This is a genomic window from Variovorax gracilis (genome assembly GCF_030317115.1).
Taxonomy (GTDB): Bacteria; Pseudomonadota; Gammaproteobacteria; order Burkholderiales; family Burkholderiaceae_C; genus Variovorax; species Variovorax gracilis.
Window position 1 is genome coordinate 126,550 of the sequence record NZ_JASZYF010000003.1, and the last position, 11,860, is coordinate 138,409.

9 protein-coding genes and 1 pseudogene are annotated in these 11,860 nt (G+C 67.3%); all 10 read left to right on the forward strand.

All coding sequences use genetic code 11. The annotated features are described in order from the left end of the window. Positions 1 to 2 precede the first annotated feature (2 nt). The 10 genes and pseudogenes from QTH97_RS08485 to QTH97_RS08530 all read left to right on the forward strand — a co-directional run bounded on the left by QTH97_RS08485 (position 3) and on the right by QTH97_RS08530 (position 11,839). Positions 3 to 1,295 carry a metal-dependent hydrolase family protein gene (locus QTH97_RS08485; protein ID WP_286567691.1) on the forward strand — a complete coding sequence of 431 codons (1,293 nt, stop codon included), beginning with the start codon at positions 3 to 5 and terminating at the stop codon, positions 1,293 to 1,295. A gap of 135 nt (positions 1,296 to 1,430) precedes the next feature. Continuing rightward, positions 1,431 to 2,714 (forward strand): metal-dependent hydrolase family protein, encoded by a 1,284-nt coding sequence (locus tag QTH97_RS08490; RefSeq protein WP_286567692.1) that lies wholly within the window; start codon positions 1,431 to 1,433, stop codon positions 2,712 to 2,714. Then, positions 2,711 to 3,652: a branched-chain amino acid ABC transporter permease gene (locus tag QTH97_RS08495; protein WP_286567693.1), complete on the forward strand. Its 942-nt coding sequence runs from the start codon at positions 2,711 to 2,713 to the stop codon at positions 3,650 to 3,652. The genes QTH97_RS08490 and QTH97_RS08495 overlap by 4 nt, the downstream gene beginning before the upstream one ends. 23 nt (positions 3,653 to 3,675) lie before the next feature. Next, positions 3,676 to 4,818, forward strand: a complete 1,143-nt coding sequence (locus QTH97_RS08500; protein WP_286567694.1) for a branched-chain amino acid ABC transporter permease — start codon at positions 3,676 to 3,678, stop codon at positions 4,816 to 4,818. A 16-nt stretch (positions 4,819 to 4,834) separates the two neighbouring features. After that, positions 4,835 to 6,088: an ABC transporter substrate-binding protein gene (locus QTH97_RS08505; RefSeq protein WP_286567695.1), complete on the forward strand. Its 1,254-nt coding sequence runs from the start codon at positions 4,835 to 4,837 to the stop codon at positions 6,086 to 6,088. A 124-nt stretch (positions 6,089 to 6,212) separates the two neighbouring features. Continuing rightward, on the forward strand, positions 6,213 to 7,022 hold the full coding sequence (locus QTH97_RS08510) for an ABC transporter ATP-binding protein (RefSeq protein ID WP_286567696.1): 810 nt from the start codon (positions 6,213 to 6,215) through the stop codon (positions 7,020 to 7,022). Beyond that, positions 7,022 to 7,516: pseudogene (locus QTH97_RS08515) on the forward strand (ABC transporter ATP-binding protein); the annotation flags it as partial. The gene QTH97_RS08510 and the pseudogene QTH97_RS08515, both read left to right, overlap by 1 nt. A 528-nt stretch (positions 7,517 to 8,044) precedes the next feature. Further along, positions 8,045 to 9,262, forward strand: a complete 1,218-nt coding sequence (locus QTH97_RS08520) for a Tm-1-like ATP-binding domain-containing protein (protein ID WP_286567955.1) — start codon at positions 8,045 to 8,047, stop codon at positions 9,260 to 9,262. Between the two features lie 29 nt (positions 9,263 to 9,291). Continuing rightward, positions 9,292 to 10,122 carry a phosphoenolpyruvate hydrolase family protein gene (locus QTH97_RS08525; protein WP_286567697.1) on the forward strand — a complete coding sequence of 277 codons (831 nt, stop codon included), beginning with the start codon at positions 9,292 to 9,294 and terminating at the stop codon, positions 10,120 to 10,122. A gap of 19 nt (positions 10,123 to 10,141) precedes the next feature. After that, positions 10,142 to 11,839 (forward strand): flotillin family protein, encoded by a 1,698-nt coding sequence (locus tag QTH97_RS08530; RefSeq protein ID WP_286567698.1) that lies wholly within the window; start codon positions 10,142 to 10,144, stop codon positions 11,837 to 11,839. Positions 11,840 to 11,860: the final 21 nt, after the last annotated feature.

Below are 11,860 nucleotides of genomic sequence, written 5' to 3' on the forward strand. Positions count from 1 at the left end.
ACATGGCCGACGTGCTGTTTACGAACGTGCGGGTCTTCGACGGCGGCGGCGAGGCACCCTTCACGGGTGACGTGCTGGTGCAAGGCAACCGCATCGCGCGTGTCGTGAAGACCGCCTACGGCGCGCGCCCCGCGCCCATCAGCGGTGCGCAGGTGATCGACGGTGCCGGCGCCTTCCTGATGCCGGGCATGGTCGAGGCGCACACGCACTTCTCCTGGAACGACCAGCCCAGCCTCGACGCAATCCAGCGCATGCCACCCGAGGAGCACATCCTGTGGTGCGCCGAGGTCGCCAAGCGCTACCTCGACATGGGCTGGACGAGCTGCGTCGGCGCCGCAACCGCCAAGCCCCGGCTCGACGTGGTCATCCGCAACGCGATCAACGACGGCACCATCATCGGCCCGCGCTACCTGGCCGCCAGCCAGGAGATCACCGTGCCCGGCGGGCTGGGCGACACGACGCAGCCGCACCTGCCGCAGCCGGAGTTCGCCTTCGGCGCGATCGTCAGCGGGGCGGAGGAAATGCGCCGCTGCGTGCGCATGTTCGCCAAGTACGGCGTCGACTCGCTCAAGATCAATCTCTCCGGCGAATCGATCACCGGCATGCCGAGCGAGATGAGCCAGTTCACCGAAGAGGAGATCGCCGTCTGCGTGCAGGAGGCCAAGGCATGGGGCAAGCGGGTGGCTGCGCATGCGCGCTCCACCTGGTCGATCAAGCAATGTGTCAAGCAGGGCATCGAGGTCATCTACCACGCCAGCTTCACCGACGAGGAAGCGCTCGACATGCTCGAAGCGAAGAAGACCGAGCATTTCATCGCACCCGGCCTCGCCTGGCTCATCAACACCTGTCACCACGCCAGCCAGTGGGGCCTGACGCCCGAGGTCACGCGCAAGATGGGCTACCACCGCGAGCTGGAAGCGGCGGTCGAGAGCATGCGTGCCATGCGCAAGCGCGGCATCCGCATCCTGCCGGGTGGCGACTACGGATTCGCGTGGACACCGCACGGCACCAACGCCAAGGACCTGGAGTACTTCGTCAAGTACGTCGGCATGAGCACGATGGAAGCGCTGCTCTCGGCTACGGCCTGGGGCGGCCCGATGATGCGAATGGGCAAGGTGCTGGGCTACATCCGCGAGGGCTACCTGGCCGACATCCTGCTGGTCGACGGCGATCCGCTCGCCGACATCACGGTGCTGCAGGACAAGTCACGAATCATGGCCGTCATGAAGGACGGCGAATTCCATCGCGCGCCCCCGGTCCGCTCTGCGCGCACGACGCGCTGGGCCGCAGCATGAAGCACTCCCCCCGTCTTCGCGCACTTCGTGTCGCTGCGCCAACCCCCTCGCCCGGGGGCAACACCGGCGGCCCGGCAAAGCCGGCTCCGCGGAGTTTCTGGCCTGGCACGGAGATCCCCTTGAAAGGAGAAGATCGTGACTGACGTCGTCTTCACCAACGTCCGCATCCTCGATGGCACGGGGCAGAACCCCTACACCGGCAGCGTGCTCGTGCGGGGCAACCGCATCCGCCAGGTCGGGCGAAGCTCGGCGCCGATCGCGCCCGGCGGCGCGACGGTGATCGACGGCGCGGGCGCCACGCTGATGCCCGGCATGTGCGAGGCCCACACGCACTTCTCGTGGAACGACGCGGCCACGCTTTCGGCCATCCAGACCATGCCGCTCGAAGAACACGTGCTGTGGTGCGCCAAGGTGGCGCGGCGCTATCTGCAAGCCGGCTTCACCTCCTGCGTCGGCGCCGCTTGTGCCAAGCCGCGGCTCGACGTCGTGATCCGCAACGCGATCAACGCCGGGCAGATCCCCGGGCCGCGCTACCTCGCGGCCAGCCAGGAGATCACGGTGCTCGGCGGCCTGGGCGACGAGACCTTGCCGCACCTGCCTTTCCCCGAATTCAGCTTCGGCGTGAACATCTCCGGCCCCGAAGAGATGCGCAAGGCCGTCCGGATGTTCCTCAAGTACGGGGTGGACTCGGTCAAGCTCAATCTCTCGGGCGACAACTTCACGCCGCAGTCTCCTTCCGAGACGACGTGGATGATGGACGAGGAGGTCGAGGCCGCCATGCGCGAGGTTCGCATCCGCGGGAAGCGCGGCATCGCGCACGCGCGCTCGTCGGACAGCGTGAAGCAGGCGCTGCGCCACGGCATCGACCTGATCTACCACGCGAGCTTCGTCGATGACGAGGCGATCGACATGCTCGAGGCGGCAAAGGACCGCGTGTTCGTCGCGCCGGGCATCGCCATCCTCTACGCGATGCTGCACGAGGCCGAGCCCTACGGCATCACGCACGCGATGGCGGTCGACATGGGTTACGAGACGGAGTGGGAAGCAGCGTGCGTGTCGCTGTCGAAGATGCACAAGCGCGGCATCCGCGTGCTGCCGGGCGGGGACTACGGCTTCGCCTTCACGCCGCATTGCCAGAACGCGCGCGACCTGGAGTTCTTCGTCAAGTACCTCGGCTTCACGCCGATGGAGGCGATCCGCTCGACCACGCTCTACGGCGGCCAGATCATGATGAAGCCGGACGAACTCGGCGTCATCAAGGATGGCTACCTGGCCGACATGCTGCTGGTGGACGGCGACCCGCTCGCCAACCTCTCGATCCTGCGCGACCCGAAGCGCATCCTCGCGGTCATGAAGGACGGCGAGTTCGCCAAGGCGCCGGAGATCGCCTCGCAACGGGGCTGGGAGCGCGCCGCGTGAGCAGGAAGAACTGGGCGCTCCTGCTGCTGTTCGGCGTTCCGGTCGCGGTGTTCGCCGTCTGGGCGATCGTCGACAACGCCTCGCTCTTCTTCAAGACCCTGTTGAACGGGCTCACGCTGGCATCGCTGTACTTCCTGGTCGCCAGCGGATTCACGCTGGTGTTCGGGTTGATGCGCAACGTCAATCTTGCGCACGGGTCGCTGTACCTCTTCGGGGCGTATGTCGGCTGGTATGTGGGCGAGCACACCGGGTCGTGGGTGCTGGCGGTGATCGCGGGATTTCTCGCGGCTGCGGTGATGGGCCTGCTGATGCAGGTGCTGGTGTTCCGCCACATGCAGGGGCAGGACCTGCGGCAGACGCTCGTGACCATCGGCCTGTCGATCGTGCTGGCCGACCTGATGCTCTGGATCTGGGGCGCCGAGATCTACACCTTCGACCCTCCGTCGTGGATCTATGGTTCGACCACCCTGCCGCTGGTCAACAAATTTCCGACCTATCGGATCTTCGTGCTGATCGCCTCCATCGTGATCGGCGTCGGGCTGTGGCTGCTGCTCGCACGCACCCGTATCGGCATGATGATCCGCGCCGGCGTGGACGACCGGGGCATGCTGGCCGCATCGGGCGTCAACGTGCAGCGGGTCTTTGCGCTGACTTTCGCGATCGGCGCCGGGCTGGCGGGACTCGCCGGCGTCGTGGGTGGAACGGCGCTTTCGATCTCGCCCGGCGAGGACACACGCTACCTGCTCGCATCGCTGGTCGTCGTGATCGTCGGCGGCATGGGCAGCGTCGTGGGCGCGGCGATCGGCGCGCTGCTGATCGGCCTGGCCGAACAGTTCGGGCTGGCGTATGCGCCGACCTACAGCGTGGTGTTCACCTTCGTGATCATGGTGGTCGCGCTGGCCTTCAAGCCGCGTGGGCTGATGGGGAAGAACACATGAGCGCGGCGAAGTGGCGCAGAGCCATGAACTCGTCCTCCGCGGCGGCATCGGAGGCTGCCCGGGGCGTGCGCGACACCAGCAGGCCGGCGGTCATGCATTCGTCGGTGCAGCCCCTGCCTGCGCGCGGCATCACGACCGAGGCCCGCCTCTCGAACTGGTGGCGCTCCCTCGTGCGGGCCGTGAAGTGGCGGCACCTCCTGGTCGCCGCCTTCGTCTTCGCCTACCCCTTCTTCGCCACGCCCTTCTTCACCTTCCAGATCGGCGCGCAATCGCTGGCGCTCGGCCTCATCGCGATGTCGCTCATCTTCCTCGGAGGCTACGGCGGCATGGTGTCGCTGGCGCAGATGACGGTGGCGGGCTTCGCGGCCTACATGCTGGCGATCTTCGGCACGAGCAGCAATGTCGCCATCAGCCTGGGCTGGCCGTGGTGGCTGGCGCTCATCGTTGCGATCTCGCTGGCGACGCTCGTCGCCGCGGGCATCGGATGGCTCTCGGTGCGCACCGAAGGCATCTACACCATCATGATCACGCTCGCGGTGGGCGTGGCCTTCTTCTACCTGGCACAGCAGAACTACACCGTCTTCAACGGCTTCCAGGGCTTCAGCCGCATCGCGGCGCCGACGGTCCTCGGCCTGGACCTCGGTCAGCCGATGCCCTTCTACTTCCTGGTGCTCGCCTGTTCGCTGGCGGGCTACTTCTTCGTCAAGCACTTGATCCGCACGCCCTTCGGCATCGCGCTGCAAGGCATCCGGGACAACCCCCGGCGCATGCAGGCACTGGGCTACAACGTGACGGCGCACCGCGTCGGGGCCTATGCAGTGGCGGGCTTTCTCGCGGCGGTGGGCGGCGTGCTGATGGTCTGGTACAACGGCCGCATCTCGCCCGGCACCGTGGGTGTCGGCGCGATGATCAACATCCTCATCATCGCCGTGCTCGGCGGCATGAAGCACCCCATCGGTGCCTTCATCGGTGCGATCGTCTTCGTGCTGCTGCAGAACTTCGCGATCGACCTGGTCGACCGCGAACGCTTCAATCTCGTGATCGGCGGGGTCTTCCTCGCGATCGTGCTGTTTTCACCCGACGGGTTGCTCGGCCTGTGGCAAAGCCTGCGCAACCGCCTGGACTCCGCTTTCACCCACCGCGGCCATGGCCGCATTCATCGATGACAAGAAGGAGCGAGACATGAGCAAAGGCAAGAAATCGTTCGGGCGCAGCATCGTGGCTGCGGCGGCATTGGTCACCCTGGGCGGCGCCGCGTACGCCCAGGAGACTTTGAAGATCGGGCTGCTGGCCTCCCTGGAGGGTCCGTTCGCGGCACCCGGCCAGGACGGCATGCGCGGTGCGGACCTGGCGTTGAAGGAAAAGAACGGCATGGCCGGCGGCAAGAAGATCGAGTTCGTCAAGGTCTCGTCCGACGCGACGCCCGACAAGGCCGTGAACTCCACGCGCAAGGCCGTCGAGCAGGACAAGGTGCAGATCATGATCGGCCCGCTGTCGGGCGACGAAGGCATCGCGGTCAAGAACTACGCGAAGACGCAGCCAAACATCACGTTCATCAACGGATCGTCGGGCGCGCAGGCCGCGACCTTGGGCGACCCGGCCCCCAACTTCTACCGCTTCAACACCGAAGGTGCGCAGTGGATGGTGGGCCTGGGCGAGCATGCGCTCTCCAAGGGCTACAAGAAGACTTTCCTGATCGCGGAGGACTACGGCTTCCCGTACTCGCAGGTGCAGGGCTTCATGGCCAGCTATTGCGCCAAGGGCGGCAAGGTCGTCGACAAGGCCTGGGTGCCGCTGGGCACCAAGGACTACGCGTCGGTGATCGCGAAGATCCCGAAGGACGTGGACGCGCTGGTCGTCGTGCTCGGCGGGTCCGATGCAGTGAACTTCCTCACGCAGTACGAGCAGGCCGGCGGCGACAAGCCGATGGTCGGCGGCTCGATCACGGTCGACCAGACGGTGCTCAACTTCAAGGGCAAGCGCCGCGAATCGCTGCTGGGCACCGCGTCCGCAGGCCCGATGGCCGATTCGATCGACACGCCCGAGTGGAAGAAGTTCGTGGCCGACTACAAGGCCAACTTCAAGGACGGCTTCCCGAGCCCATCCCTCTTCGCCTACCTCTACTACATCAACACCAAGGCGGCGCTCGACGGACTGGACGCGGTCAAGGGCGATCTGTCGAACGGCCAGAAGGCCTACCGCGATGCATTGCAGAAGACCAGCTTCAACGGGCCGGCCGGCGTGGTGAAGATCGACGGCAACCGCAATGGCGTCGGCACCACCTACATTACTGAAGTGACGAAGGCACCGGACGGCTCGTTCTACAACAAGGTGGTGAAGTCGGTGCCGAACATCACACAGACGCTGGGCCTGCCCGAGGACGAGTTCAAGAAGATGGGGCTCGGCACGCGCGACGTGCCCGATTGCAGGAAATGAAGAGCACCCCCGTTGCTTGCTCGCTGCGTGTAGCCGCCTCCCCCGTCGAGGGGGCAGCACCAGCGGCCCGGCGAAGCCGGTTCCGCGGTGTTTCGCGAATGGGGCGCGCCTAGTTGTGGCCACCGTGACCCCGCTCCGGCCCGCTGCTTCGCGCGGCCATCTGGTCGGCGACGCCGGGGGGCAGTTGCTCTCCGGCGACGCACTGCGGCTGGACGGGGTGACGCGCGCCTTCGGTGCCCTGCGTGCGGTCGACGACGTGTCGCTCACCGTCACGGCCGGGCAGAAGTACGCCATCCTCGGCTCCAACGGCGCGGGCAAGACCACGCTGTTCAATGCCATCACCGGCGACTTCCCGCCCACGGCCGGGCGCATCCATTTCTTCGGCGAGGACATCACCGACCTGCCACCTCACGATCGCATCCGCAAGGGGATGCGGCGCACGTACCAGTCTTCGCTGCTGTTCCGCGACCTCACGGTGCGCGACAACCTTTTTCTCGCAGTACGCGGCGTCGCCAGTGGCCGCTTCAGCTTCCTGAGGGCGCGCGCGGGGAATGCCTCGACGCGCGCCACCAACGATCTGCTCGAACGCTCGCGCCTGAGCCACATCGCCGACGAACGCGTGGCCAATCTGGCACATGGGCAGCAGCGGCAACTGGAGATCGGCATGGCGCTCGCAGGGGCGCCGCGACTGATCCTGTTCGACGAACCGGCCGCCGGCCTGTCGCCCGTCGAGCGGCGCGAGTTGGTGGCACTGCTGGGTTCTCTGCCGGCGCACATGAGTTTCGTGCTGATCGAGCATGACCTGGACATTGCGCTGCGCGTGGTCGACCGGGTCACGGTCATGCACAACGGGCGCACGCTGCGCACCGGCACGCCGGACGAGATCGAGAACGACGCGCAGGTGCAGGCGATCTACATGGGGAGCAGGCACTGATGGCATGGTTCGGCACCGACCGCAAAGCGGCCGCCAGCGGCGCGCCGGTGCTCGTCATCGAGGCGCTCGACGTGTTCTATGGCCGCGCACATGCGCTGCAGGGCGTCAGTCTCGCGCTGGAGCGGGGCGTGCTCGGCATCGTCGGACGCAACGGCATGGGCAAGACCACGCTGTGCAACGCCATCACGGGGCTGGTGCCGGCGCGTGGGAGCATCCGGCTCGCGGGCGAGGAGATCCTGGGGCTGGCGCCGAACGAGATCACGAAGCGCGGTATCGCCTACGTGCCACAGGGTCGCCGGGTTTGGCCGTCGCTGTCGGTCGACGAGACCCTGCGGCTCGTCGCCACCCACAGGCGCGAGGTCGACCGTGTCTACGCGATGTTCCCCCGCCTCGCGGAGCGGCGCGGCCACGGCGGCGCACAACTGTCGGGCGGCGAGCAACAGATGCTCGCCATCGGGCGTGCGCTGCTGCTCAATCCGAAGCTGCTGGTGATGGACGAGCCCACGGAAGGGCTGGCACCGGTGATCGTCGATCAGGTGGCGCAGGCGCTGCGCAATCTCGCGGCCGAGGGCAGCATCGCCGTGCTGCTGATCGAGCAGAACCTCGGCGTCGCGGTGTCGGTCGCCGATCGCATCGGCCTGATGGTCAACGGACGCATCGCGCAGGAGATGCCGGCGTCGCAACTGGCGGCGGATCGCGAATTGCAGGAGCGACTGCTCGGCGTGCGCTCGGGCGGTCCCGACGACGAGATCGATACTCCGGATGCAACAGCCGCCGAGCCGCCAGCATCCATGCAGGTCTTCACTGTTCGGCGCGCGCATGGCGACGGCGCGCCGTCGCTCGACGACCTCGCCCCCGCTACCGTGCGCGGCTTCACGCGATGGAATGCGGGCGGCACGGCTGCGCCGGTCGCGGACATTGCGCGCGCCGCGCCGGCACCCGCCTCGACGCCCGTCGCAGCGTCAGCCGCGCCCGCCTCCTCATCGCCCCGGGTCTTCGAGTTCCCCGTCGCCGCCAGCAGCGTGCGCTCCGCCTATGTCGCGGGCACCTTCGACACCAAGGGCCGCGAACTCGCCTTCCTGCGCCAATGCCTCGAGAAGCTTGGCATGCGCGTGGTCACGGTCGACCTCGCGACCTCCGGCAAGCCGTCTCCTGCCAGCGTGCCCCCGCGCGAAGTGGCGCGCCATCACCCGCAGGGCGAATCCGCCGTCTTCAGCAACGACCGCGGCAGCGCGATGGCCGCGATGGCGCTCGCCTTCGAAGCCTTCCTCACCACGCGGCGCGACCTCGGCGGCATCATCTCGGCCGGCGGCTCCGGCGGCACCTCGATGGCGACGCAGGGCATGCGCGCACTGCCCATCGGCGTGCCCAAGCTGATGGTCTCGACCATGGCCAGCGGGGACACGCGCCCCTACGTGGGGCCAAGCGACATCTGCATGATGTATTCGGTCACGGACGTGCAAGGCATCCACCGCATCAGCGAATTGGTGCTGGCGAATGCGGCGAACGCGCTGGCCGGCATGATCGCGCACCCGCCCGTCGCCTCGACGGTCACGAAGCCGGCCATCGGCCTCACGATGTTCGGCGTGACGACGCCGTGTGTGCAGGCGGTGACCAGGCAACTCGAGGACAGCTACGACTGCCTGGTGTTCCACGCCACGGGCGTCGGTGGCCAGTCGATGGAGAAGCTGGCCGACTCCGGCCTGGTCGCCGGCGCAATCGACGTCTCGACGACGGAAGTCGCGGACGAGATCGTCGGCGGCACGCTCTCGGCCGGCCCGACGCGGCTGGACGTGTTCGCGCGGCATGCCCTGCCCTACGTCGGTTCCTGCGGCGCTCTGGACATGGTGAACTTCGGCGCGTGGGACACGGTGCCCGAGCGCTTCAAGGGCCGCAGGTTGTACCGCCACAACCCGACCGTGACGCTGATGCGCACCACGGCCGACGAATGCCGCGCCATCGGTGAATTCATTGCCGCCAAGCTCAATGCGATGCGTGGCCCGGTTCGCTTCCTTATCCCCGAGGGCGGCGTGTCTGCGATCGACCGGCCCGGTCAGCCCTTCCACGACCCGGAGGCCGACCGGGCGCTCTTCACTGCGATTGAAGCCACGTTTCGCGCCGGCCCGGACCGCAAGCTGCAACGCCTGCCGCTGCACATCAACGACGAAGCCTTCGCCGACGCGCTGGTCAGTGCATGGCACGAAGTGGCACGCACGGCGTCCGGCGCGCGGCGCGCCTGAACAACCACACGCGAGGAGACCCGACGACCATGCCCCGCATCGCCCGATCGACACTGCTCCAGCGCTTCCGCGAGAAAATTGACGCCGGCCGGCCGATCATTGGCGGCGGCGCAGGCACCGGCCTGTCCGCCAAGTGCGAGGAAGCGGGCGGCATCGACCTCATCGTCATCTACAACTCAGGCCGCTACCGCATGGCCGGGCGTGGCTCGCTGGCCGGCCTGATGGCCTACGGCAATGCCAACGAGATCGTCTGCGAGATGGCGCGAGAGGTCCTGCCGGTGGTCAGGCACACGCCCGTCCTCGCGGGCGTGAACGGCACCGACCCGTTCATGATTCCCGACGAGTTCCTGAACCGGCTGATCTCGCTCGGCTTCTCCGGAGTGCAGAACTTCCCGACCGTCGGGTTGATCGACGGCGTCTTTCGCGCGAACCTCGAGGAGACCGGCATGAGCTACGCGCTGGAGGTCGAGTTGATCGCTCGCGCTCGTGCGATGGACCTGCTGACCACGCCCTACGTCTTCAGCGAAGCCGACGCACGCGCCATGGCGGGCGCCGGCGCCGACATCGTGGTGTGCCACCTCGGCCTGACCACGGGCGGCGCCATCGGCGCGGAAACCGCGCTCACGCTGGCCGACTGCGTGCCCCGCATCAACCAGTGGGCTGCTGCCGCGCACACGGTGAAGCCTGATGCCATCGTGCTGTGCCACGGCGGCCCGATCGCCACGCCGGAGGACGCCCAGTACGTGCTGGCGCACTGCCCGGCTTGTGCCGGCTTCTACGGCGCGAGCTCGATGGAGCGCCTGCCGACCGAGACGGCCCTCACCGAGACCACGCGGCGATTTGTCCAGATCACGCGATAGATAACAGGAGACGACATCCATGTCAGGCGCTCAATTCGGAAGTTTCATCCTCGGGCTGATCGTCGTTGCGATCGTCGTGGCGATCGCAGTGTGGCTGCTGCATTGGCTCTATCTGCGCAGCTCGAAGGAACGCGCCTTCGTGCGCACCGGCCTCGGCGGGCAGAAGGTGGTGCTCGGCGGCGGCGCCTTCGTGCTGCCCATCGTGCATGACGTGATTCCCGTCAACATGAACACGCTGCGGCTTGAGGTGAGCCGCGGCCGTGACAAGGCGCTCATCACCAAGGACCGCATGCGGGTCGACGTGATCGCCGAGTTCTATGTGCGCGTTGCGACCAACGAGGATGCCGTGGCCGCCGCGGCCCAGACGCTGGGCCTGCGCACGATGGAGCCGGAGCAACTCAAGGAACTGGTCGAGGGCAAGTTCGTCGATGCGCTGCGCACCGCTGCAGCCGAAATGACGATGGAGGAACTGCACGAGAAGCGCGGAGCCTATGTGAAGCGCGTGCGCGACGCCGTGGCCGAGGACCTGACCAAGAACGGGCTCGAACTGGAAGCCGCTTCGTTGACGCAGCTCGACCAGACCGGCATGGAGTTCTTCAACCCCAGCAACGCATTCGACGCCGAGGGTCTGACCCGGCTGACCGAACAGATCGAGCACCGCAAGAAGCAGCGCAACGACGTGGAGCAGGACACGCTCATCGCCATCCGCAACAAGAACCTCGAAGCAGAAAAGCTCTCGCTCGACATCGATCGCGAGAGCGAGCACGCGCGCCTGGCGCAGCAACGCGAGTTGGAGATGGCACGCGCCCGTCAGCGGGCCGAGGTGTCGACCGAACGCGCGCAACGCGAGCAGGAAGCCGAGGGCGCGCAGATTGCCGCGAAGCAGAGCATCGACACGGCTCGCATCCGCTCGGAGCAGACCATCGAGGAAGGCCGCATCAGCAAGGAGCGCGCGATCCAGAGCGCAGAGATCGAACGCCGCATGTCGCTCGAACTCGCGGAGCAACAACGCGCCATTTCGATCGCCCGCGAAAGCAAGGCGCAAAGCGAAGCGCAGGCCGAGGCCGAACTGGCGCGAGCGTCAGCGGTTTCCGCCGAAGAAAAGGTCTTCACCGCGCGCGAAGTCGAGATGGCCGAGCGCAAGAAAGCCATCGAACTCATCGCCGCCGCGCAGGTGGCCGAGCGCGATGCGCTGCGTCTCACGTCGGCCGCCCAGGCCGAGAGCGACGCGAGTGCCGCCCGCGGCGCAGCCGTGCGCGCGCAGGCCGAGGCCGATGCGGACGCCGACAAGATCCGCTCGATGGCGATGAAGGTGCGCGCCGAGATCGAGGCCGATGCGGCGCGCATGATGAACGAGTCGCACAACATGCTCTCGCCCGACGCGCGGATGTCCGCACTGCGCATGAAGCTGGTCGAGAAGGCCGAGGCGATCATCCGCGAATCGGTGCGACCGCTGGAGAACATCGAGGGCATCAAGATCCTGCACGTCGACGGGCTCGGCGGATCGTCGGGCGACGGTGTCCGCAACGGCGAAGGCGGCAATTTCGCGGACGGGCTGGTCAACTCCGCGCTGCGCTTCCGGGCGCAGGCGCCGCTGGTTGACCAGCTCCTTCGCGAGATCGGCATCGAGGGCGGTGATATCCAGCGGCTGGTGGGCGACACCAGCGGCGCTCATGCCGCGCTCCCCGCCGGCGTGAAGAAGGAACGGCAGGAATAGCGGCAGCGGCAGGAACAGCGC